The following is a 23,738-nucleotide window of genomic DNA, read 5'->3' as shown; positions in this document are numbered from 1 at the left end:
CTATAAGCATCTACTTTGTACCTTTATTGATAAGTTAGATTTAGACTATAATTTTATTTTAAATCATTCTAACCTTTTTTCATTAGTGTATTATGGTACTTTCCCTGCTTAAAAAATGTCTGGACTATTGAAGAGTGTAAAAAATTAAAAAATGCAATCCTTAAAACAAGTTGCCCGCCGACTTAAAAAAGAGACTTACGCTGTTTATTTAGCAAGTACAGACCAGAGAGTACCTTGGTACGCCAGAATTTTAGCAGGTCTTACGGTTGCCTACGCTTTTAGCCCGATCGACTTAATTCCTGACTTCATACCGATTCTCGGCTACTTGGACGATTTGATAATTGTACCTTTGGGAATTTGGCTGGTACTGAAGATAATTCCACCACAGGTTTTAGCCGAGTGTAGGGAAAAAGCAGCCGCAGAAATAGAGCGAGGAAAACCGATAAATCGGGCTGCCGCTGTTGTGATTATTGCCATTTGGATTGGCTTGGGAATATTAGCAGCAATGTGGCTGACACGGATATTTAAACGTTAAAAAAATTACCTATCTAGTTATAGTGTAGGGTGCGCGCCGAGCACCTTACCTTAAACAACTCGCTTGACCCAAAAATATTTAAAGTTTAAAAAATTACCTATCTAGTTATAATATAGGGTGCGCTAGGCGCACCTTACCTTAAAAAAACTCGCGGTATCGCATCCCAGTATTATTTACCTTAAACAATAAAATTAACTTTCTAGCTATGACTCAAACCACTGATTTCCTCAGCCACCTCAACCCATCTCAGCGCCAAGCAGTCGCCCATTATAACGGGCCGCTGTTAGTAGTAGCGGGCGCTGGTTCCGGCAAAACCAGAGCTCTAACTTACCGAGTTGCTAACTTAGTTCGTACCCATCGAGTCGATCCTGAAAATATTCTGGCGGTGACATTTACAAATAAAGCCGCCAGGGAGATGAAAGAAAGAATTGAGAAATTGCTGGCAACTCAGCAAGCTGAAGCGGAATATGGCAAACCTTTGGTAGACTTATCCCCGGATGTACAAACCAAATTGCGATCGCAAATTTACCAGAGAATTACCAAGCACATTTGGATGGGGACTTTTCACTCTTTGTGCGGTCGCATTCTCCGCTACGATATAGAAAAATACCAAGACGAAAAAGGACGCCAGTGGAAGAAAAACTTTTCGATTTTTGATGAGTCAGATGCTCAAAGTCTCGTCAAACAAATTGTCACAAAAACACTGAACCTCGACGACAAGAAATTTGACCCGCGAAAAGTCCGCTATGTCATCAGCAACGCTAAAAATAAAGGCTTGTCACCTCAAGAATACCAAGCAGCAGAACCGGATTACAGAGGTCGCGTGATTGCCGATGTTTACAGTCGCTACCAAGACGCTTTAGCAGCCAACAATGCGCTAGATTTTGACGATTTAATCCTCGTTCCCGTTAAACTTTTGAGCCAAAACGAGCAAGTATTAAGTTATTGGCATAAAAAGTTTTGCCATATTTTAGTTGACGAATACCAAGATACCAACCGCACTCAATACGATTTGATTCGGATGCTGGTAACAAATAACGCCGACCCTAAAAAATTCGATAAATGGCAAAACCGCTCGATTTTTGTCGTGGGGGATGTCGATCAATCAATTTACAGTTTTCGGATGGCAGATTATACGATTTTGCTGGAATTTCAAGAGGATTTCGGAGATGGTTTGTCCGACGATAAAACTCGGACTATGGTAAAATTAGAGGAAAATTATCGATCGCGCGAAAACATCCTGCAAGTAGCGAACCACTTGATCGAACACAATACCGAACGCATCGAGAAAATTCTGCGCCCGATTCGCGAACCGGGAGCTCCGATTGTTGTCTGGCGCGCCGACAACGAATTAGATGAAGCGGAATTTGTAGCGGGTCAAATTCATTCCTTGAAGCGCCAAAATTCCGAATACGAAAACGGCAGTAACTTTGCGATTCTATACCGCACAAACGCTCAATCTCGCTCCTTTGAAGAAGCGTTAATGCGTTTAGACATTCCTTACAATATTGTCGGCGGCCTGAAGTTTTACGATCGCAAAGAAATCAAAGATATCCTAGCATACCTGCGGGCGCTTGCCAATCCCGACGATAGCGTCAGCCTCAAACGCATCATCAATACTCCCCGTCGCGGCATTGGGGATACCACATTTTCCAAAATCGAAGACGCTGCAACTCAATTGGGCATTCCGTTGTGGGAAATCCTCAGCGATGAATCTTCTGTCAATACTCTCGCAGGGCGATCGGCAAAAGCTATTATTAAGTTTGCCGAAATGATTGGCCGTTGGCAATCGCAAGTTGAAACTCTGCCAGCTTCGCAAATTGTCCAAGGAATTATCGAAGATTCAGGCTACATTGACGATTTAAAAAATCAAGGAACCGAGGAAGCAGAAAATCGGATCGAAAACGTCAGAGAATTGTATAATGCGGTGCTACAATTTGAAGAACAAAACGAAGAACCAACGCTAACATCATTTTTAGCAAAAGCATCTTTAGCATCTGATTTAGATGACTTGCAGGAAGAAGATTCCCGCGTATCGCTGATGACGCTGCACTCGGCAAAAGGGCTAGAATTTCCCGTAGTATTTTTAGTAGGAATGGAACAGGGTTTATTTCCCAATTTCCGCAGTTTGGACGACCCGAAAGCGATCGAAGAAGAACGCCGTTTGTGCTACGTGGGCATCACTCGCGCCCAAGAATTGCTATTTCTCACCCACACTCGCGAACGCCGCCTCTGGGGAGGTTTCCGGGAACACTGCACCCCTTCCCTATTCTTAGGAGAATTGCCGACACATTTGCTGGCTGGAAGTGCGAAGAAAACTAAAGCGGGAAAAACGGCTGCATCGAAAGGAAAAACTAATAATTCAGCCGCTAATTCCGGGAGTTTTCAAGCGGGAAACAATGGACAATCGGCGGAGTGGAAAACGGGCGATCGGGTTTTTCATCATGCTTTTGGAGTTGGAGAAATTACCCACGTCTTGGGAGAAGGCGATAAAACTAATCTGGCAATTAAGTTTTCAGGTTTGGGCAGAAAAATTATCGATCCAAGAACAGCGAAGTTGCAGCGAGTGTAATACAAAATCCGGTGGTTGAAACCGCCTCTATACAGACAAAAACCTAGAATAGCGGGTTGAAGAAGGGGCGGTTAAAATGCGGTAAAAATTACGTTTTTATCTTTAGTCCGCGTCGGGCAACTCGTTTGTGTAGACGCGGTTTCAACCTTCGTTTTATCTAAGTAAAAAGTAGAAATAAAAACCTAAAGTCTTATGCCTTACAGTCAATTTACGACCACCGGCAAGGTTAAAGAAGCCTTCAATCTTACAGTAGTGGAAGGAATCAGATTTCTGCCGGAAATTGAACCGATCGCACCCGCAGCAGCATTGCAGATCATGCTGGAGACAAATTTGCCTTGGGCGATCGCCACTAGCACCGAAAAAGCCCGTTCTGAAGCTATTATAAACCCTGTATTGCTGGAAGTTCGCAGGATTCTGAACCAACAAATCAGCGTGTTTTCGGGTGAGGAATTTAATGTTGATGTAGCTGTTGGACTTACAGGAGTGTGCGATTTTATCATCAGCCGTTCCCCGGAACAATTAGACGTTGAGGCCCCGGTAATTGTGATGGTGGAAGCTAAAAAAGGAGATTTGAAAGTAGGTTTGGGTCAATGTATTGCTGAAATGGTGGCGGCCCAGAGATTTAATGAAGCTAAAGGGCGATCGATTTCCGTCATCTACGGCAGCGTTTCCAGCGGCACAGCTTGGCGGTTTCTCAAGCTGGAAGGGCAAATAGTGACGATCGATCTTACCGATTATCCGCTACCTCCAGTAGATAAAATATTGGGATTTTTAGTGTGGATGCTGCGCGAAAATTAGCATTATATCCCCATCGCACCCCGCATCGCCAACAGCGCCACCCCGTAAGCAGCCGCAGTATGAACTGGCGTTTCAACAGGAACTTTTAAATAACGCTTTCTAATCGCACTCCAAACCGAATTTTTTGCCCCGCCGCCAGCAGTATAAACTTTTGTTAAAGGAGTTGCACCCAATTCTTGCAATAATTGATATCCCCGCGCTTCAATTCGCGCTATGCTTTCTAGCAAACCGTGCAGAAATTCCACTGAATCAGTTGGACGCGGTTCGAGTCTGGGCGGCAAATTCGGGTCATTAATCGGAAAGCGATCGCCCTTTTTCAACAATGGGTAATAATCCAGCAAACTCTCTTGTGCTGGGTCAATTTGTGTGCTATAATTATCCAACTCCACATCAGTAAAAAAGTGTCGCAGCACCGCACCTCCGGTATTAGAAGCACCTCCAACTAACCACAAATCGCCTAATTTATGACTGTAAATCCCGTATCTAGAATCATCTACGCGGGTATGACTTAACAGTTTAAGTGCTAGTGTAGAACCGAGAGAAGTTACTGCTTCCCCTGGTAAAGTGACACCGCTTGCTAAAAAAGCAGCAATGCTATCGGTTGTGCCAGCACAAACCATACAATCGCGGGGAAAACCGAAGCGATCGCCAACTTGATCTCTCACTTCCCCCACAGGCGTGCCCGGCGCGACAACTTGCGGCAATTGAGGCGTTGCAGTCCCCGCAATTCCCTCTATCAGCCAATTCGGATAGCACAAAGTATCAACATCGAAACCGAGTTTCAAAGCATTGTGATAGTCGCTAATTCCCAATTTTCCGTGCAGCAGAAATGCCAGCCAGTCAGCTTGATGCAGGAAAACCGTAGGGGCGGTGCCCCCGTGCCCGCCCTCCTGCCACCACAGGAGTTTTGCCAGACTGGATGTAGCGCTTAATACTGTGTGGTTATCCGGCGCGATCGCCCGCAACCTCTCTGTCACCGCTGCACCGCGCGCATCATTGTATAAAATCGGCTCGCATACTGGTATACCGTCGGTATTGCACAGCATGACAGTGGAGGATGTGCCGTCAAGGGCGATCGCCCTTACCTGATTGCGGATTGCTGGGGGAATTTGCTCAATTACAGCCCACAGCGCATTTTGCCACACCGAGGGCAATTCCGGCTGTTGCGCGTTGGCAAAAGTATGTTCTGTCTCACAATGTATTGTACCCTGGGAGTCGATGATTGTCGATCGGGCGCCAGTCGTGCCGAAATCTATTCCCAAATAAAGATTCATTTGCCACTCCCGCGAATTTTCCTATTTTGAGTAAACCACAAAGTTTATTTACATCTTCTGGTTGTTTCTAACTCCACTTCTTCAGCGAGAATATCAGCATTTATCTGCTCTTTATCCTATTCTTTAAATAGGGGATAATTTTCTAATGTGCGATCGCTAGGTCTGAAAAGTTTTAGGTCTTCTAGAGATTTTAATAGGGGATATCTAACCTGTATATGTTTTAACATAATTGGTGCGTTACACTTCGCTAACTCACCCTAAATTTCGTAAAAATAAGGTTCGATAAAAAATACTTGAAAAAAGGCTGAAATCGCTAGATATTACAGCTTACAGCTCTTGATGCGAGAGAAGAACCATAACGCCACTTCACACCCAAACCCCGGAACCCACCCCACCACCCACACAGTTGCCTAGGGAGGTGGCCCACAGGGGCTTGTTTATTATAGGTTAGGTCCTTTGTGTCCAACCAACTGCCTCCTTTTCGCCAACCCACACGATCGCCTAGCTTCTTTTCAGTATCCCAATCAACTTTGCCGCCTACTTCCAACCAAATTTTTTTCTGGACGCTAAAACCAAAGCGACCCTGACTATATTTTACCCACAACTGGTCGATGGTGCGTAAATCATCGCAAGGAAAATTATCAATTGAGTCCGTATCAAAATAATCTTCCTTCTCCCGTCTCGCAGCTTTCAGCATTACCTTTATTGTTTCCTGATCCGCCTCTTTCCACTTTCCTGCTGCCAATAAATCCCGCAGACGAGTATACTCAATACCCCGCGCTGATTTAAGCAAGTCTGGTGGCGGAGGAGGTACTTGAGCTGATAATTGAGGTGATTGAGAAGCAAGATCCTGCAACACTTCAGTAGCAGATTGATAACGTTTCTTAATAGCAGGTTGTATCATTTTATCTAAAATCTGACCCAGTTCCGAGCTGACAGATGTTTTTAAGTGTTCTCGCCACACCCACTCAAACTCGCTATCATCGAATAAATCAATCGGTTCAACCTCAGTTAACAGACACAGACAAGTGACACCCAGACTATAAATATCACTAGCATGAATAGCTTTGCCGTTGGCTTGTTCTGGTGCCGTATATCCAGCCGTCCCGATCCTCGTTCCCGTTACCGCTATAGCCGTTTGTGTCGCATATTTCGCGGCTCCAAAGTCAACTAAAACCAGTTGCCCATCTTGCCGAAGAATAATATTTTCTGGCTTGATATCTCGGTGAATAACTTGGCGAGAGTGAATGAACTCGAATACTGGCAATAAATTATTAAGCACGTTGCGAATCTGCGTTTCGCTAAAATATCCCTTAGATTCTAGAGTTTGGGCTAAATTTTCACCGTCGATGAATTCTTGGACTAAATACTGCCGTCCATCTTGACTAAAATATGCTAATAATTCGGGAATTTGAGAATGTTTACCCAACTGTTCTAGGCGTACTGCTTCAAGCTCAAATAACTCAGCAGCTTTCTGGATACTAGAAGTGCCTTGAACTTGGGGGTAGAATTGTTTAATAACACAGGGAGGTTTTGATGGTTTATACTCGTCAATAGCTAGAAAAGTGCGCCCAAATCCCCCTTGTCCAATAATTTTTTGGGCTCCGTAGCGATCGCCCAATAGCAGTTTATTCCCGCATTTTTGACAAAATTTTGTAGAGCCAGACGGGTTTTGGAATAGGCAATCAGGGTTTAGACACTGGCTCATAAAATATGCTTAGAGATTACAGATTAAAGCTCTCAATGCGAGACCAGAGGAGATAGTTTTAAATGTGAAACAGCAGATCCGGGTAAGGACATCGCATTGCCTTTCATCGTGTCAACTTAACCCGAAAAACCGCTTAACCCGAAAGATCGGCAGGGGTTTAAACCCCTGCCAAACAAGGCATTGCCGTGTCCCTAGTTAAACTTTTGTCCCGCACTCAGGACAAAAGTTATTGGTCGAAACATTCTTAGCGCCGCAACTCGGACAATAAACCAACTCCGCAGATTGCAACTTGCTACGATCGGGCAAACCAACCATTTGAGCGTTGCTCTTACCTGGAACTACCATCGGATAGCAGTTTTCGTCCCTCGTCACCTTCACGTTCATCAGCACCGGGCCGTCATGAGCGAGCATTTGGGCGATCGCATCTTTGAGTTCCTCCGGTCGCGAAACCAGCATCCCCTTCACCCCGTAAGCTTCAGCCAGCATCACAAAATCCGGCATCCCTACAGTCATATTCGACGACGAATAACGCTCCCCGTAGAACGCCTGCTGCCACTGCCGCACCATGCCTTGCCAGCCGTTATTTACAATAACAATCTTGACATTAATGCCGTATTGTGTTAGTGTTCCGAGCTCTTGAATATTCATTTGCACGCTAGCATCGCCAGCAATACAAATCACTTGCTCATCGGGTAGCGCCATTTTCGCGCCCATCGCCGCCGGCACCCCGAAACCCATCGTGCCCAAACCAGCACTAGAAATCCAGCGGCGCGGCCCGTTGTTCAAGAATTGAGCCGACCACATTTGATGTTGACCGACATCTGTTGTGTAGTAAGCATCCGGCGCTTGAGTAGCCAACTGAGAAATCACCTCTTGCGGAGACAAAATGTCTGGGTAATGAGGCACCACTAACGGATAGTCCTGTTTCCACTGATCGATCCTGTGCAGCCATTCCCCAGTCTGTCCGGTTTTCCCCGAAACTCCAGTTTCCCGACAGCGACGCAGCAAATCGAGCAAAACTTGGCGGACATCTCCGACAATCGGCACGTCAGGGCCGCGATTTTTGCCTACTTCCGCAGGGTCGATATCGATGTGAATCACCTTTGCGCGCGCGGCAAACTCGTCTAATTTCCCGGTCACGCGATCGTCAAACCTCGCCCCTACAGCAATCAGCAAATCGCACTCCGTAACGGCAAAATTAGCGTAAGCAGTGCCGTGCATCCCCAGCATTTTCACCGACAAAGGATGGTTTTCGTCAAAAGAACCTTTGCCCATCAGCGTTGTCGTGACCGGCAATTGGAAAAGTTCGGCGAGTTCCTTAATTTCCTCGTGGGCCCCCGCCGCGATCGCCCCGCCACCCACATAAAGCAAAGGACGCTTTGCTTCCTGCAGCAAATAGATTGCTTGATTAATTTGCCGAGGATTTCCCTTCACCGTCGGCCGGTAGCCCGGAATTCTCACTGCTCCGGGTTCCACGGGCAGATAGTCAAATTCTTCCAAACCCACATCCTTGGGTACATCAACCAAAACAGGCCCCGGCCGCCCTGTACTCGCGATGTGGAAAGCTTCTGCCACAATTCGCGCCATATCTCTGGGGTCGCGCACTACATAGGAATGCTTGACAATTGGCAGGGTAATCCCGTAAATATCTGTTTCCTGAAACGCATCAGTGCCGATCGCCGCACGGGGCACCTGACCAGTAATAATTACCATCGGGATCGAATCCATGTGGGCTGTCGCAATCCCCGTCACTAAATTAGTTGCACCAGGGCCAGAAGTAGCAAAACAAACCCCAACTTTGCCAGTAGCGCGGGCGTATCCGTCAGCCGCGTGAGCAGCGCCTTGTTCGTGGCGCACCAGAATATGTTTGATAGCGCCAGTTTCTTCGGCGCGGTAGAGTTCGTCGTAAAGTGGCAGAATTGCACCGCCGGGATAACCAAAAATATGCTTGACGCCGTGGCGGATCAAGCTGTCAATCAGAGCAAATCCACCAGTTGCACGCTTGATGGTCACTTTAGTTTTTAGTTGCACAGTATTTCCTTCCTTAAACTAATTATGATTTTTAATGAAAGCTTTTATACTACTTTAATCTCAATTAATGAAACTAGGAAAATTTAAGTGGTGAGATTTTACAAAAGATTTCGCGATCGCAGAGGGTTCGCCCGATCAAGACATTGTGGAACACCAGAGGAAGAAAAGAAACAGAGGAAATCGCGGCTTCTATGCCGGTTTACCGCTATATGACGCTTGTATAGCATTCGTTCTGCGGCCTTCGACAATAAAAACAATCGTTTCAGCAATTAAGAACGTCCTAATCATCAGGGCGGTTGCTATGTTATCGATCGATCGCGAAAAGAAAGCCATATTCCCTCTTCCCATTGGTGTCAACACTCGCCTAAAACCCTTGATAAATCTTGTTTAGACGCGAGTCTTGATCCCGCTCCTATTCCCGTTAAGAAGGGAAACTAAAGAGAATGCTCTGGTTCCCTCCGACTATCAGGGGATATGGACAATCATCGTCAAGTCAAACAGTAGCTCGGTACTACATTTGACCTTAAGTTGACACCCATCCCCTCTTCTATCTTCCTTCTTCCATCGGACTGACATCGGTTACATCCCGTACATTGCTCGTTGCCGAACTTCCGACTGCCATCGGACTGACATCCGTTACATCGGTTACATCCCGTACATTGCTCGTTGCCGAACTTCCTTCTTTGCAAAGTTCACAGAACATCCTGCAAGACTTTGCGAGTATGTTTCCAAGCTGCCATTCCCATCACCGAAACCAAAAAGCCCAAACTCAGCAACACGATCCGCAAGCCGAGGTCATCCGAGCCGACTGCTTTGCTGACAGCATCCGTCAGAGGGCCAGTAATCGCTAAAGGCAGGCTCAGAGCAATATTAATCGCATTGTTCTCAAATCCAAAGACTTTGCCCCGCATAGATTCTGGAGTTTTTTCTTGAATCAGAGCTTGCATCGGGCCGTTAATTAAGGAAGCACCAAAACCGAACAGAGCGCTCAATCCGAATCCCACCCATAACTGTCGAGTAAAGGCAAACATTGCTAATACAAAACCCATCATCAAGAAACCGATTAAAGGCAGAGGTTTGTGGTGCATTCGATGACCCCAGTGTCCCAAAAAGGCTGCACCGAAGACCATTCCAATTCCCGCAGCAGCGAGCAAAAAGCCAAATTGAGTTTCTTTGAGACCTATTTTGCCTGAAAGTGCGATCGCCAGCACCTGAAGCGCCGCAAACACCGAATACAAAATGGTCAACTGCACCATCGCGTTGCTGACAAGGTGATTGTGTTTCACATACCGCAAACCTTCCTTGAGGTCTTGCCAAGGATGAACATTTTTGCCACTGCTGCCGGCATGACCTTCTTTGATCTGCATAGCATAGATCAAACCTGCTGAGATCAGGTACAACCCGCCCAGCAAAAACTCTTGAGAAGCTGATCCGAAGCTGTGTTTGACCCAACTAAACAGCGGTTCTCCGATCGTCATCCCGATAATAATCCCGCCCATGGTGGACGAGGCGAACAGAGCATTTGCCGACATCAGTCCCTCTCGCCCCACTGCCAGAGGGATTGCCGCCTGCTCTGCCGGAGCAAAAAATTGCGTTACGGTAGAGATCAAAAACGTCATAATCAGCAAAACCACAAAAGCTTTGGGCAAAAACGGCAAAGCTACAATCAACCCGGCTCGAATCACGTTGCAGGCGATCAGCATTTGCTTTTTGGAAAAGCGGTCTACCACGATACCCGCTACGGAACCAAAGACGATCGCTGGCACGGTGTAGGCGATCATCACCGCTGACAGCATAGAATTTTCCGAATGTTGCCAAGAAACCGGCCAGGGTCGGTAGTCGCCGGTTTTCAGCAGAATAATCAGCAATACGTAAAAGATTTTATCCGCCACTTGGGCCAATAACTGGCCCGTCCACAAGGCGAGGAAGGGGCGATTTCTCAGTAGGGCATCAAGCCCGCTGCGGTCAGGGGGAGGGCTGGCTGGGTGCATAGGAATAGTTTAACTGACCGCCTCTGGCAATTATAGTTTTCAGCAATATGTGCAAATCTGACATAGCAAAGCGGAAACTCGGAAAACTCCTGTCTCCTGCGTTCTTTTTCTGTTTTAGCAGATCGGCGGGGGACGCCTGCTGCTGTCTTTCTTAACTCTACCGCGATCGGCCGGAGCCGAGAACCCGCGCCCCTGGAAAATTCGAGAATATTGTTAAAGGTTGGCGTGCATTTCATCGCGAGTACAAGATAGGGTAATATACTTGACAAAATACTTGCTGTTGGCCGTGATATTAAAAGATGTCACGCCGATTAAGTAATATAACGAAGGTACTAACTGTTAGGAGTGAAAAACTTGAAAAAGGTTGAAGCTATTATTCGCCCCTTTAAACTAGACGAAGTGAAAATCGCACTCGTCAATGCTGGTATTGTGGGGATGACTGTTTCTGAAGTTAGAGGTTTTGGCCGTCAGAAGGGCATGACAGAACGCTATCGCGGTTCTGAGTACACCGTTGAGTTCTTGCAAAAGCTCAAGGTGGAGATTGTTGTGGAAAACGATCAGGTTGACATGGTGGTTGATAAAATTATCGCGGCTTCCCGCACGGGCGAGATTGGCGACGGCAAGATTTTCATCTCTCCTGTAGAACAAATTATTCGGATTCGGACTGGGGAAAAGAACTTGGAGGCAATCTAAGATACTGGGGCATTGGGCATTGGGCATTGGGCATTGGGCATTGGGCATTGGGCATTGGTAACTGTCATTGCCAACGAAAAACCTCTTTCCTGTTTAATTTTGAGACCTAAGTGTCAATATCCAATGCCACAGTTACCCCCTGTTTTGGCTTTTTTCTTCATTATGGGGTGACAAGGTGCGCCATTTTTGGTAGTAAAGCCAAGAATGCTCGGCCTCGGTGAGAGTGCGCTCGCTTGATATCGGTTGTCATTTCTGCAAAAGTCTGTTGCTGTGCGGGTACGTAGAAAATGGGGTCATATCCGAAACCTCCCGTACCGCGAGGAGTGTGGAGGATTTCGCCTCGGCAAATTCCTTCTACTTGCAAGGCAATTGTACCGTCGGGACGGGCGATCGCGATCGCGCAAACAAATTGTGCTTCCCGGTTTTGTTCGCTACCCAATTCTTTGAGAAGTCGAGATATCCTGTCAGCATCGGTTTTCCCGTAGCGTGCGGAGTAAATCCCAGGTTGGCCGTCGAGTGCATCTACCATTAAACCAGAATCATCGGCGATCGACCATTTGCTCGTGGCTTTTGCGACTTCAGACGCCTTCAAGCAAGCATTAGCAATAAAAGTTTCGCCTGTTTCCTCGATTTCCAACTCTTCCGGTTTTAGTTCCAATTCCCATCCCAAATCCTGAAGATAAACTTGCATTTCCTTGAGTTTACCCGGATTGCCCGTAGCTACAACTAGCAATTTGCGATCGATCATTATTTCTCTTAAAACTTATGGCTCCATATTAACAAAAGATGGGGAAAATGGTTGCAACAAAATTCCCAAAATCTTATCAACATCTTGAATATAGTATTCAATCGGATCGATATAAACAGTAGTTTCCTCCAAAATCAAGAATTTCCAGTTAGTTCCCGTCGTCACCGCGCCGTAAATGCGATCGACCTCAGTGTCTTGGTTTTGATTGAAAAATTGGGCTGCTACCATTGCGGCTACGCATTGACCCAAACCGCCAATAATATCTTCTTTTTTTGCCTCAAAAATTGTTATAACCGGAGCACTGATGAACAATTGTTCTGAAGATCCGCTAAGAATATAATCGCAAAATCCTTGCAAACCTCTTTCTGGATCGACAGTAAAATCCTTACCGCAAAAAAGAGAAACTCGTTTATTTAATAATCGTCGCACTTCTGCTAATATCGGGGCAATCAAAAATTCTGAGCGAGCTTTTTATGTAGAAATAAAAGTTGCTAGCGGTACATAATCAATCAGGATTGTTGTTAAAATTTCCGAGGGTGAAACTGGTTTTGTATCGGCAAATAAATTGCGAGTTTCATCTCAGGTCAATCCAAAATATTTTTTGACTCTCGCAAGGCTGAAATCGCTGTATACCATCTTGTTTTATCCTAAAATATCTCTGATATAGCAATAGTATTTCCTTGGTGAGTAAGATTTTTTTACGAACCGCGAAGATGCGGTCGCCGAAGCCGTTCCCGAAGGGTAGGACGCGAAGAAGGAAGAGAAGAGAAATAGTTCACAATTAATGGATAATTGCTAGAAAAATATTTTTTTAGGAGTTTTTAACCGCAGAGGGCGCAGAGGGCACGGAGAAAGAGAGATTTGATATCAAGTCATTCGGGTTTGTCTGCGTTTATCTGCGGTTGAAAACTCCGATTAATTATGCGCCCAACTCTTCGCCCAGTTTAAGTTTTGCATAACTTCTTTCAATGTCGCTGCTTCTGAGTACAGCCGCAACACGGGTTCGGTTCCGCTAAACCGAATTAACAGCCAACTTCCGTCGGCTAAACGGAATTTATATCCGTCAACTTTGTTGCAATCTACAACTCCTTTGCCGGCGATTTCTGTTAAGGGTTGATTTTGCAGCAGCGACAGCAAACGCGACCTTTCTTCCATGTTTGCTAAGTGCAAGTCGATTCTGTCATACGCTGAAGTAAAGTTTGTTTCTTGTTGCAGTCGGCTGTAAATTTCGCTTAAGTCTTCGCCGGATTTGACAACTGCTTCTAACAAGTACAGCGCTGACAGCAAAGCATCTCGTTCGGGGATGTGTGTACCGTAGCCAATTCCTCCCGATTCTTCGCCGCCGACTAAGACTTGGGTGGTTAACATTCGATCGGCTATATACTTGTAACCGATCGGCGTTTCAAATAATGGCAAGTTGTACAGCTTGGCAATTTTGGGAATTATGTCTGAACCGCTGACTGTTTTGATGACTTCCCCGGTCAAGCCGCGCCGTTTTGCTAAATGTTCGATTAATATGGGAACTAGGATTTGTGAACTGAGGAAGTTGCCGCTAGAGTCAACTGCTGCAATTCGATCGCTATCTCCGTCAAATACAAATCCGATTGACAAACCAGAACTTTTTCGCTGGTGAGTACGCATCACCCGAAATAACTGCGACAGGTAGCGCGGCAAAGGTTCCGGTGCACCGCCGCCAAACAGCGGATCTCGATCGCTGTTGACTTCATGTACCGTTTCTTCTAAAATTTGACCTAATCCTCCGGCGGCGGCACCGTGCATTACATCTACAAATACTGTAATTTTGCCGCTGGCGATCGCTTCTTTAATCGCATCAATATCTACCATTTCCCGCAAGGTTTTGCAGTAAGCCGGCCAAGGATTGAAATTCTCTAATTTGCCCGGAGTTGCTGAAATTGCCGCCGGATTTTCGAGTTTTGCTTCTATCTGTTGAGTAACTTCGGGCGAAACTGAACCGCCAAATCCGCCCTTGACTTTTAACCCTAAATATGCACCGGGATTGTGGCTGGCTGTCAGGACGATCGCACCCAAAGCATTTAATTGTTTGGCAGCTAAACTGAAAGCTGGAGTGGGGGCGTAGGATTCGCTAAGTAGCACGTCAAATCCTGCGTTTTGGATGGCAATAGCCGCTGTTTGGGCAAATTCTTCAGCCAGAAATCGACGGTCGTGACCGACAATTACGGTACCGCTGCTGCCATCGCTACCACCAGTTTGTGCGAGAACTTGTGCCGCTAGGGGAGCGACTAACGCTACGCGATCGAATGTAAAATCGTCAGCAATGATACCGCGCCAGCCATCTGTACCGAATTTAATAGGATTCATTTAGTCACAAGTCATGAGTCACCCGTCTATTTTATGGGTTTATCAGTCGATCGTCATCTGATTTTAGATTTTAGATTTTAGATTGCGACTGCGGATGAATCTGGGGGCTAGTGACCAAATTGCTTAATTGCTAGCCACCACCCAAAAAGTGATTGACTAATGACTAATGACTAATGACTAATGACTAATGACTAATGACTAAAAGAAAGCCGGTTGGTGGCGGATCAAATTCAGGAATTCTTCGCGAGTTTTCTGTTCTTCTTGGAACACGCCCAACATTGCACTCGTAACCGTCCAAGCACCGGGTTTTTGCACACCCCGCATCGTCATGCACATATGGCTGGCTTCCATTACCACAGCTACTCCCTTCGGTTCCAATATTGTCTGAACTGCTTCGGCAATTTGGCGCGTCAAACGTTCTTGCACCTGCAATCGGCGGCTGTACATCTCGGAAATTCGGGCTAATTTGCTCAATCCCACTACTTTTTGGTTGGGAATGTAAGCAATGTGAACTCGGCCCATAAACGGCAGCATATGGTGTTCGCACATACTGAATACACTGATGTCTCGCACCAGTACCATTTCGTTGTGGCCTTCGTCAAAGATAGCGCCGTTGAGGAGTTCTTCGAGGGATTGACTGTAACCACTGGTGAGAAACCGCATTGCTTCTGCTACCCGTTTTGGGGTTTTGAGCAATCCTTCGCGTTCGGGGTCTTCTCCTACTCCCAGCAGCATTGTGCGAACGGCCTCCATCATTTCTTCCATGCCTACTTCTGAGGGTTTGGGCACGCTGGATTCTTGACCGTTCGAGGAATTGCGATCGGGTCGAGTTGGGATGCGCGGGGTGTTGCTTTCTGCGGTTTGTAACAGTTTCATGCTGTCAGTCGAGAGTGAGTTCGAGCCATTGGAATCGGGGGAAGATGCAATTGTCATAACAAGTTGGTGTGAGGGTGAATCAATTTTCGATTGGGGGATATAGCTAGAGATTCAAAGATTGTTGAATTCGAGAAAAATCCAGCAGTCTAAAATCTCAAGTTCACAAAACTCCTGCGTTGGACATGAGGGTGATTTCTTCAATTACTGCACTTGCTGGCAACTGAACTGCGTGCAGAATTGATTGGGCGACGATTTCTGGGGTTAACATGGCGGTGCGATCAAAGTCGGCGTCTACGGTGTCTGTGTCCCACAGAGGAGTGTTGACAGAACCCGGACAGATTGCTGTTACGCGAATTCCGTGAGCTCGTTCTTCGGTGGCTAAGGTTTTAGACAAAGCCATGAGACCGAATTTGCTAACGCAGTAGGCTCCCCAGTTGGGGAAGGCTTGGGTGCCGGCGATCGAGGAAACGTTGATGATGATTCCCGATCGGCGATCGCGCATGGAGGGCAAAACTCCTAAAATGCACTGCCAAACGCTAGTTAGATTGAGGTCTAAAACGCTCTGCCACTCGGCTAGCGGCGTTTCCGTCAAAGAGCCGGTGTAGCCCATACCAGCGCTGTTGACCAGGATATCTACGGGGCCGAATTGAGCTGCGATCGCGCTGATGCTGCTTTGCACTTGCTCAATTTTTGCCAAGTCTAAGGGATAAGCTTCTGCTTTCACTCCGACTGCTCGGGCTGCTGCGGCAACGGCTTCTAAGTTTTCCGACTCTCGGCTAACTAAGGCCAGATTTATGCCCTCGGCGGCGAACGCTAGAGCCGTCGCTTTGCCAATACCGCTGCTGGCTCCGGTAATCAGAGCCTGCTTTGTTGTGGGATGGTTCATTCAGTGTCCTAATACTTTCGCTCGGCAAGTCCCTCAAGCGTTGCAGCCTTCTTCGCCAAATTAGAAAGCTGTCTGCTGCAGGTGATCACAGTTAATTATGAGATCAACATTAAGAACTGTTAAGCCGGTGTCACCTGAGAAATTATAACACTGCTGATTGATTCGCAGAATAGTGACTGGTGAGTTATCACTTATGAGTTGGAAGTTAAGAGATTTTCACTCATAACCGATAACTCTGAATCGATCGGCTCAAGCCGCAATTTCAGTGAATACACCGATGTGGCGAAACTTTTGATACCGGAGATCGCGTCGCTGCTGACCCGTAAGCTGGGTTAGTTCTGCTAAGTTTTCTAACAAAGCTTGTTTGAGTATGGACGCAGCTTTGAGGGGATTCGAGTGAGCGCCGCCGATCGGCTCTGGTACTATTTGATCGAGAACGCCGAGGTTTTTCAAATCCCAGGAAGTGATTTTCAGGGCTTCTGCGGCCAAGTTTGCTTTGCCAGAGTCTTTCCAGAGAATCGCCGCGCAAGCTTCGGGAGTGGCGACGGTGTAGACGGAATGTTCCAGCATCAACAGCCGCTCGCCGACACCGATACCCAATGCGCCGCCGGAACCGCCTTCGCCGATGACGGTGCAAATAATGGGAACGTCGAGGCGAAACATTTCTCGGAGGTTACAGGCGATCGCCTCTCCCTGTCCGAGCTGTTCTGCTTCTAAGCCCGCCCAAGCCCCCGGAGTGTCGATAAAGGTGAAAATTGGCATTCCGAAGCGATCGGCGTGTTCCATCAACCGCAGGGCTTTGCGATAGCCACCGGGAGCAGCCATACCGAAGTTGCGGGCGATATTGTCTTTTGTGTCGCGCCCTTTTTGATGGCCAATGATGACTGTGGGACGCCCGTCTATGCGGGCAATTCCGCCGACGAGGGCCGGGTCGTCTCCGCCGCGCCGATCGCCGTGAAGCTCGATCCACTCGTCGCTAATTGCCTGAATGTAATCGAGGGTGCTGGGGCGGCGCGGGTGACGGGCCAGTTGCAGCCGCTGCATGGGGGACAAGCTGCTGAAGATTTCTTGTCGCAGTTGGGCTGAGCGAGCTTCGAGTTTGCGAATTTCGTCGGTGACATCGACGCTGTTTTCTGCGGCGAGTTCGCGAATCTGGTGAATTCGGGTTTCGAGTTCGGCCAGGGGCTTTTCAAAATCTAAGAGTAAGGGTTTACGGTCTGGGTTTGGCACGCTGATAATTTCTATAAGGTTTTGTCAGGTTTTGTCGATCGACTATTTCCAGATCCTACCCTGTCAGGGGATGCTGAAAAAGAGGGGAAATTTGGAACTTTTAAATTTTGAATTATGCTTGGCTTACTAAGCTTGTTGAAAACCAGAGGCTGGAGCCTCGTTTTTTGCTACACTATTTTTGCTTGCTGCTGATTTTTACGCCCCTCTTTCCCCGCGGCCCTGGGTTCCCCACCGCCACAAAAGGCCTAACCCTGCTGAACTGTTCCCCAGTCCAAAAAGCGACACCAGCGCCATCGAACTCACCCATTCGGAAGCTGTAACAGCCCTGTCTATATTACATTTTGTCGCCAACCATCAAATATCAGAAGAATTCAAGACAAACTATTGCCACCAATAACATCCGCTGGTTCCGAACTACAAACTACTTTTCTTCGGCTTGTGAGATCGGAGCTAATGTTAATAGTTAACTGTTAAAAATTCACTATTAACTGTATAAAAAAAGTTACTGGTTATTATCAGAAAAACTTTCCTCAATAACCAATAACCACAACAAATCACATCAAACTGACATTAATAAAGGTCTGAAACCGTGCTTGACAGAAATATGACCGATTTGCTCCATCTTCTCCACTGTAATTTGATTCCGTCCCCAAGAAAAATTGGTATACATTTTTTCAAATTCCAGCAGCATTGATTCAGCAAAACAGGCAAACAACTGTCGACCCGGCACATCCATATTGACAATCTTCATAATTTTCCACTCAATATCGAGGGAATGCTCCACAATGCCGCCATTGAGTACGTAAATTTCTGGATGCTGAACTTGAGTTGCCAGATTTTTCGGATAGCCACCGTCAATCAATAAACAGGGTTGCTTCAATGTCTTAGGGTCAATTTCTACTCCCTTGGGCATACTGGCTACCCAGACTACAATATCCGCTTGGGGGAGGGCTTCTTCCAAGTCCATAATTTTGCCTCGCCCCAATTCCGATTGCAAATCTTGCAATCGTTCTTTGTCGCGGGCAATCAGCAACAATTCTGCTACATTTGTTTTAACATTGAGCCAGCGACACACCGCACTGCCAATATCCCCCGTAGCACCGCAAACCGCTACAGTAGCTTTTGAAAGTTCAATCCCCAATTTTGGGGCTGCTTCTTCTACTTGGCGGCAGAGGATGTAAGCCGTGTGAGTGTTACCAGTGGTGAAGCGTTCAAACTCCAACTTGAGATTGCGAATTTGCTTAATTTGCTGCAAGTTGAAAGTCTCAAAAATGATCGAAGAAAAGCCGCCTAAAGCAGTGATGTTAATCCCGTTTTTTTGAGCGTGTGCCATCGCATTAAGGATTTTGCGAGTGGCTGCTTTAATCCGGCGTGTGGCTAGCATTTCTGGCAGAAAACAGGACTCCACATAGCGGCCTTCTATTTTTTGTCCAGTGATGCTTGTTACCGTGATCTGATCAACTATTTGGGGCGGTGCGCTGCACCAAAAATCGAGACCTTGATCGGCATATTCTGGATAGCCCAGCTCGTTAGCTACTGATTGGGCGTGTTCTAAGCTGGTTAAGTGACCGATTAGACCAAACATTAAGTTGTCAAATGAAGGAAGATTGAAGATTGAAGATGGGAAGATGGGAAGATGGGAAGATGGGAAGATTAAAAATGTATATTTTAAAATGAGGTATCCCATTTTTAATTTTTAATTTTTAATTTTTTTCCCATTCCTTATTTCCGAATTAACTAGGCTGCGAGACCTTGTGCTGACATCCGCATGATATCGCGGTTGTTAAAGCCTATGTTGCCTAGGGCTTCGCCGTAGGCAATCATAAAGTCTTCGATTAAAGCGTCTTTTTCCATTCCCAAAACGCGGGCATCGTCTGCGACCGAGTTTAGCAGTCTCCAAATGATGGGCAGGTTTTGGCGGTTGGCGGCTTCGAGTTCGGCTTTGGATTCCTCAAAGTGAGCTTGCAGCCAGACTTCCCCAAAGTTGAGGTGGGTGTATTCTTCTTTGACGACGCCTTCGGTGATTTTGCGAGCAAAGTCATCGGCGACGGGGATGTAGATGTTGTAAGCTGCGATCGCAAAACACTCAATAATTAGCGATTGAATCAACAAGCAAGTTACAATCTGACCTTGGGCCGCGGCCGTTTGGAAGTTTCTGTGCAGTTCCGAAAAGAACTGCTTGGCAAATGCCATGTCCGGCGTGACTTTAAGATTCCGGCCACAAGCTTGGAAGCCTTTCATGTGGCGGTTCTCCATCTTGGACAAGCCAACTAACTCTGCTTTTTTGTCAGCCAACAGTTCGGCCAGTGTCAGGTAATTATCGTGAGCTTCTTGTTCGCCTTCAATCACAATGGCGTTGATGCGGCTGTAAGCATCTTTGTAAGTTTCGGTTTGAAAGTCAATTGTTGGGCTGGCCTCAAGCTGGGGCATAGATATGTAGTCTCCTCATATAAGCTTGTGGGATGTTTGGAAACCCCTTTAAAATTGGGGGTCAGTGACAGTGCACTTTACCTTTTTTGAACGCACCCCATCTAAATCAGAGATTATAGCTGAGGATTCTTTCGACAAAGAACTTTTCTTTGACGTTCCGGGAAAAACTGGCGTCCTCAGCGTGTTTGGCGGAGTTTGGCCGTCGAACACTCCAGAAAGACTATCGCTAGAATGCTATCTATTTACTAATTACTTGAATTAGTCGTTAGTCGATCTTTTGCCCGGAAATAGACGATAGAAATACGGTCTATGTCTCCACCTTTCAGGGTTTTACAGTACCAACTCTATCTATAACATTATATCCTAATCACAACTTCCTCCCTAGGTACTCCTTCTTTCCTTCTACGACTATTATGTTGTTGTATGGGAATCGGGGATGCGATCGGGTTGGAGAACCTCACAGGCTTATTATTTTAGGTTAATTCACAAATTTATGGGTAAATTCTTTGATAGGTCTCAAGCGCTGGAACTGCTGAGTTTTATTTTGTTGCTGGCGGGTGCTGCGCTGGTGCTGCTGCCACTGGCTGCTGTATTTTTGGTTTCGCTATCACCATCTGGTGTCGGTGTCAAGGCCACAGGCCTGACTTTTGCGAACTATCAGGAGGCTTGGCGACGGGGCAATTTTTTGTTGGCATTCCTTAATTCTACTCTAGTGGCGATCGCAGTGACGGGTTTTCAGATTGTGACTTCTGCTTTGGCCGGTTATGCTTTGGCCAGGCTGAAGTTTCGCGGGCGACAGGCTATTGTGTTGGGGGTTTTGGCAACGCTGGTAATTCCGTTTCAGCTTTTGGTGATTCCCATTTTCTTGGTTTTGAAGTGGGGCAATCTGCTGAATACTTACGGGGCGCTGATTTTGCCTACGGCGGCTAACGGTTTTGGGATTTTTCTGCTGCGCCAGTATTTTATGACTATTCCGGTGGAGTTGGAGGAGGCGGCAATGCTGGATGGGGCTAACCGCTGGCAGGTTTTGTGGCAGGTGATGTTACCTTTGGCCCGCCCTGCTTTGGTGACGCTGTTTTTGTTTACGTTTATCGGGGAGTGGAACGATTTGTTTAAGCCGCTGGTGTTTACGACGCGGCCGGAGTTGCGGACTGTGCAGTTGGTTCTGGCTGAGTTTCAGGAACAGTTTACTAGCAGTTGGCAGTTGTTGATGGCGGCGGTGGTAATTGGCACAGTGCCGGTGGTGTTGCTGTTTTTGGCCGGTCAACGGCAGTTTATTCGGGGGATTGCGGCGACGGGGATTAAGAATTGAGTTAGAAATGCTTGGCAATTAAGTTTGTAGTCAGATGTTGAACCATTCTCTAGAACAGGCAAGATGCCTGTTCCACAAGAACATTTAGTATTTGTGGAACAGGCATCTTGCCTGTTGCTGACATTGGTGCAAGATTGGAGTTTGTAGTCATTCGGCGATTGAAATCGCTACTATAGCAATCCTAAATCATGTATGAATTTCATACTCCATCCCCACGGGTTCGGGGAGGGTTGGGGTGGGGTAAAACATTTACGACTCCTGCAAGGATTGCTATATACAAACGAAGTTCACTTTAAGCGGACTAATAGATAAAGGGGATATCAAAGCGGTAGTATGTGAATCTATGCAAAAACTCGGTTTATTTTTATTTATTGTATCCTTTCTACCGTGGTTGGCAATCTTGTTTGTTGTGCCCTTCCTGCCGCTAGACATTCCCCAAAAAACTACTTTATCTGTCGTTCTAGCTGTTGGGGCTGAGGTTTGTTTTTGGATTAGCGTAGTGCTGTTGGGGAAAGAAGTAGTTACCAAATATCGGCGTTATTTGCATCCCCGATATCTTTGGAAAAAACTCAGAAATTTCAACCGCAGATAAACAGGGTTCGACGCCGATAATGAGCCTGGAGATTGGCGTTCATCTGCGGTCAATGTTGAGCTATTCGCTGAAAATTTGTAAGCGAATAGAGCGTTCTCCGTCTCCAAAATCCACTTCTATCTTTTCTCCCGAAAGACTGTCTAAGCATCCCAAAAGCAACCGCAAATTGGGTGTACTTGCTCCTGTATCCACGTACAATCTATCTGCCAAACTGCCTAAACGCTTCCAAATTGTGTAGAGTTTGACTACTGTTTGTTCTAGCTGTGCGGCTTGTTTTACAACGTCGGCGGTGGTTCCCAAACAGCCTACTCGCAAAGATTCTTCTAATGCCATTTCCATGTCTAAGTGAGACTGATTGAGAGCTTGCACTTGGGCGGCGGCGTCGAGATATTTTGATAAGTTCTTGGCGTCGGATGTTAGCTGTTTGACAGTATCTACGTCGGGATTTTCTGCTACTTCTTTTTGAATTTCGCTTTGGTGAGATGGGGAGAGTTTCTCCATTTCTTTGACTAAAGGAGCGAGGTAGCGGGAAGGTAAAGAACCGCTAGATGCTTTTTCTTTGACTTCTTCTGGCAATAAATCTGAGTTCATTGCCATCCATTCGTCGGAGAGTTGTTTGACTTCGCGGCGGGTGATGCGATCGCCACTTGCTGCGGCATCTGTTACCATTTGCTGGACTTCGGGAGATGCTTTAGCCGTTTCTACAAAAGCTCTTTTGCTGAAGTTTCTAATGGAATTTGGGTCTAAATCTCCTTGCTGGATCAGAGTATCGGCACTATTAGCTAATTCTATCAAAGAATATGCTTGACTTTTGCCAATTTCTCTTTCTTTGAGCCAGTTCAAAAACCCTGTACCGCGTCCTTCGCCGCCTTTTTTTTCTCTGTCTCGAACTGTTCGGAGAATGCGTCCCCGCCAAATGTCGGTTTGCAAGTCGAAGCGATCGCACACTTTCCAGGCATTGTCAACCTGATTTTCAAAATCAAACTCTGGTATTTGTTCGTCTTCTGGGTCTGGCAATTGGAAATTGATATCGGTAAAGCCGTTGAGGGCTTCTGCAAGTTCTGCGGGATTTAGGGGGACTTCAGCCATTAGGAAAAATTTGTGTAGTGCAACAGCCGGTTTAATTGGGAACTTGCACGGGTTGACAGTTGAGACGCTATATGTAGCGGTAAGGTAGGCAAGATTTACCTACTAATAGAGTTTTTGTGCAAGTCATATCATTATTGCACGATGGGGGGCGATCGGCGAAAAGATACCCAAAATGACTTCGGGCACGCCCCTGATGGGACTTGATGCGAGTGCTGGCTGTGGCGGGATTGATTTAAAGTGAATTAGGAAATTAAAGGAACTAATAAAATGCTGAAAACTACCAAAAGTTACGAGCGCTCTATCCCTTTGTTAGCCTAGAATTGAGAAAATAAGCTAAAGGAAAAGTGCCAGGTCAGAACAAGACATCGCTAATATTATTGCGATCGAACCGGGTAAGCGAGGTGGTAAACCTTGTATTCGAGGCATGAGAATTACGGTTTATGATGTGTTGGAATATCTCGCCTCTGGGATGAGTTATGAAGAAATCCTAGATGATTTTCCCTATCTTACCCAAGAGGATATTTTGTCTTGTTTGAGTTTTTATTTAAGAGTTATCGTATTAGGTTCGGTAATCGCTAATAATGATTCTGTAGTAAGAGCGTAAGGCTCGCGAGCTAGAAGCTTGCACTGTAG

The 23,738-nt window shown here is 46.4% G+C and carries 22 protein-coding genes; 8 read left to right on the top strand and 14 right to left on the bottom strand.

Annotated elements, in window-relative coordinates; genetic code table 11:
• The first annotated feature begins 151 nt into the window (after nucleotides 1-151).
• The 3 genes from QUA10_RS12155 to QUA10_RS12145 all read left to right on the top strand — a co-directional run bounded on the left by QUA10_RS12155 (nucleotide 152) and on the right by QUA10_RS12145 (nucleotide 3,905).
• On the top strand, nucleotides 152-535 hold the full coding sequence (locus tag QUA10_RS12155) for a YkvA family protein (protein ID WP_333080483.1): 384 nt from the start codon (nucleotides 152-154) through the stop codon (nucleotides 533-535).
• A 205-nt stretch (nucleotides 536-740) separates the two neighbouring features.
• Nucleotides 741-3,107, top strand: coding sequence for a DNA helicase PcrA (gene pcrA, locus QUA10_RS12150; protein WP_333080482.1), 2,367 nt, complete (start codon nucleotides 741-743; stop codon nucleotides 3,105-3,107).
• Nucleotides 3,108-3,299: 192 nt separating this feature from the next.
• Nucleotides 3,300-3,905 carry a hypothetical protein gene (locus QUA10_RS12145; RefSeq protein ID WP_333080481.1) on the top strand — a complete coding sequence of 202 codons (606 nt, stop codon included), beginning with the start codon at nucleotides 3,300-3,302 and terminating at the stop codon, nucleotides 3,903-3,905.
• Between the two features lie 2 nt (nucleotides 3,906-3,907).
• Here the strand turns inward: QUA10_RS12145 and QUA10_RS12140 are convergent, their stop codons facing one another.
• The 5 genes from QUA10_RS12140 to QUA10_RS12120 form a co-directional block, all read right to left on the bottom strand.
• Nucleotides 3,908-5,179: an FGGY-family carbohydrate kinase gene (locus QUA10_RS12140; RefSeq protein ID WP_333080480.1), complete on the bottom strand. Its 1,272-nt coding sequence runs from the start codon at nucleotides 5,177-5,179 to the stop codon at nucleotides 3,908-3,910.
• A gap of 313 nt (nucleotides 5,180-5,492) precedes the next feature.
• Nucleotides 5,493-6,887, bottom strand: coding sequence for a serine/threonine-protein kinase (locus QUA10_RS12135; protein ID WP_333080478.1), 1,395 nt, complete (start codon nucleotides 6,885-6,887; stop codon nucleotides 5,493-5,495).
• A 195-nt stretch (nucleotides 6,888-7,082) separates the two neighbouring features.
• Nucleotides 7,083-8,918 carry a biosynthetic-type acetolactate synthase large subunit gene (gene ilvB, locus QUA10_RS12130; protein WP_333080476.1) on the bottom strand — a complete coding sequence of 612 codons (1,836 nt, stop codon included), beginning with the start codon at nucleotides 8,916-8,918 and terminating at the stop codon, nucleotides 7,083-7,085.
• Between the two features lie 547 nt (nucleotides 8,919-9,465).
• Nucleotides 9,466-9,621 carry a hypothetical protein gene (locus QUA10_RS12125; RefSeq protein ID WP_333080474.1) on the bottom strand — a complete coding sequence of 52 codons (156 nt, stop codon included), beginning with the start codon at nucleotides 9,619-9,621 and terminating at the stop codon, nucleotides 9,466-9,468.
• Entirely contained in the window at nucleotides 9,611-10,909 is a 1,299-nt protein-coding gene (locus QUA10_RS12120; RefSeq protein WP_333080473.1) for an MFS transporter, read from the bottom strand. Before QUA10_RS12120 ends, QUA10_RS12125 begins: the two co-directional genes overlap by 11 nt.
• A 354-nt stretch (nucleotides 10,910-11,263) precedes the next feature.
• Between QUA10_RS12120 and QUA10_RS12115 the strand changes: the two genes are divergently transcribed.
• A complete protein-coding gene (locus QUA10_RS12115) occupies nucleotides 11,264-11,602 on the top strand; it encodes a P-II family nitrogen regulator (protein ID WP_006633346.1) in 339 nt (112 codons plus the stop codon).
• 160 nt (nucleotides 11,603-11,762) lie between these two features.
• Here QUA10_RS12115 and rdgB read toward each other — a convergent pair whose 3' ends face one another.
• The 8 genes from rdgB to QUA10_RS12075 form a co-directional block, all read right to left on the bottom strand.
• The gene (gene rdgB / locus QUA10_RS12110; RefSeq protein WP_333080470.1) at nucleotides 11,763-12,350 is read right to left on the bottom strand and encodes an RdgB/HAM1 family non-canonical purine NTP pyrophosphatase; all 588 of its coding nucleotides are present in this window, start codon (nucleotides 12,348-12,350) and stop codon (nucleotides 11,763-11,765) included.
• Between the two features lie 15 nt (nucleotides 12,351-12,365).
• Nucleotides 12,366-12,779 (bottom strand): hypothetical protein, encoded by a 414-nt coding sequence (locus QUA10_RS12105; protein ID WP_333086264.1) that lies wholly within the window; start codon nucleotides 12,777-12,779, stop codon nucleotides 12,366-12,368.
• A 486-nt stretch (nucleotides 12,780-13,265) separates the two neighbouring features.
• Nucleotides 13,266-14,690, bottom strand: coding sequence for a phosphoglucomutase/phosphomannomutase family protein (locus tag QUA10_RS12100; RefSeq protein ID WP_333080465.1), 1,425 nt, complete (start codon nucleotides 14,688-14,690; stop codon nucleotides 13,266-13,268).
• A gap of 198 nt (nucleotides 14,691-14,888) precedes the next feature.
• Nucleotides 14,889-15,623 (bottom strand): GTP cyclohydrolase I FolE, encoded by a 735-nt coding sequence (gene folE, locus QUA10_RS12095; protein WP_333080464.1) that lies wholly within the window; start codon nucleotides 15,621-15,623, stop codon nucleotides 14,889-14,891.
• 103 nt (nucleotides 15,624-15,726) lie between these two features.
• Nucleotides 15,727-16,452: an SDR family oxidoreductase gene (locus QUA10_RS12090; protein WP_333080462.1), complete on the bottom strand. Its 726-nt coding sequence runs from the start codon at nucleotides 16,450-16,452 to the stop codon at nucleotides 15,727-15,729.
• A 249-nt stretch (nucleotides 16,453-16,701) separates the two neighbouring features.
• The gene (accA, locus tag QUA10_RS12085) at nucleotides 16,702-17,682 is read right to left on the bottom strand and encodes an acetyl-CoA carboxylase carboxyl transferase subunit alpha (protein ID WP_333080460.1); all 981 of its coding nucleotides are present in this window, start codon (nucleotides 17,680-17,682) and stop codon (nucleotides 16,702-16,704) included.
• Between the two features lie 559 nt (nucleotides 17,683-18,241).
• Complete coding sequence (locus tag QUA10_RS12080; RefSeq protein WP_333080458.1) at nucleotides 18,242-19,267, bottom strand: long-chain acyl-[acyl-carrier-protein] reductase; 1,026 nt, start codon at nucleotides 19,265-19,267, stop codon at nucleotides 18,242-18,244.
• 152 nt (nucleotides 19,268-19,419) lie between these two features.
• The gene (locus tag QUA10_RS12075; protein ID WP_333080457.1) at nucleotides 19,420-20,112 is read right to left on the bottom strand and encodes an aldehyde oxygenase (deformylating); all 693 of its coding nucleotides are present in this window, start codon (nucleotides 20,110-20,112) and stop codon (nucleotides 19,420-19,422) included.
• 70 nt (nucleotides 20,113-20,182) lie between these two features.
• Between QUA10_RS12075 and QUA10_RS12070 the strand changes: the two genes are divergently transcribed.
• The 3 genes from QUA10_RS12070 (at nucleotide 20,183) to QUA10_RS12060 (ending at nucleotide 22,016) form a co-directional block, all read left to right on the top strand.
• Entirely contained in the window at nucleotides 20,183-20,374 is a 192-nt protein-coding gene (locus QUA10_RS12070; RefSeq protein WP_333080455.1) for a hypothetical protein, read from the top strand.
• Nucleotides 20,375-20,605: 231 nt separating this feature from the next.
• On the top strand, nucleotides 20,606-21,424 hold the full coding sequence (locus QUA10_RS12065; protein WP_333080453.1) for a carbohydrate ABC transporter permease: 819 nt from the start codon (nucleotides 20,606-20,608) through the stop codon (nucleotides 21,422-21,424).
• A 343-nt stretch (nucleotides 21,425-21,767) separates the two neighbouring features.
• On the top strand, nucleotides 21,768-22,016 hold the full coding sequence (locus tag QUA10_RS12060; RefSeq protein WP_333080452.1) for a transporter suffix domain-containing protein: 249 nt from the start codon (nucleotides 21,768-21,770) through the stop codon (nucleotides 22,014-22,016).
• 60 nt (nucleotides 22,017-22,076) lie between these two features.
• Here QUA10_RS12060 and QUA10_RS12055 read toward each other — a convergent pair whose 3' ends face one another.
• On the bottom strand, nucleotides 22,077-23,105 hold the full coding sequence (locus tag QUA10_RS12055; protein ID WP_333080450.1) for a hypothetical protein: 1,029 nt from the start codon (nucleotides 23,103-23,105) through the stop codon (nucleotides 22,077-22,079).
• Nucleotides 23,106-23,469: 364 nt separating this feature from the next.
• Here QUA10_RS12055 and QUA10_RS12050 point away from each other — a divergent pair, with 364 nt between their 5' ends.
• Entirely contained in the window at nucleotides 23,470-23,709 is a 240-nt protein-coding gene (locus tag QUA10_RS12050; protein WP_333080524.1) for a DUF433 domain-containing protein, read from the top strand.
• Nucleotides 23,710-23,738: the final 29 nt, after the last annotated feature.

The organism is Microcoleus sp. Pol8_D6 (assembly GCF_036700965.1).
Taxonomy (GTDB): domain Bacteria; phylum Cyanobacteriota; class Cyanobacteriia; order Cyanobacteriales; family Microcoleaceae; genus Microcoleus.
The sequence above is the reverse complement of the archived record's forward strand: the minus strand, read 5'-3'. Positions and strand labels throughout refer to the sequence as shown.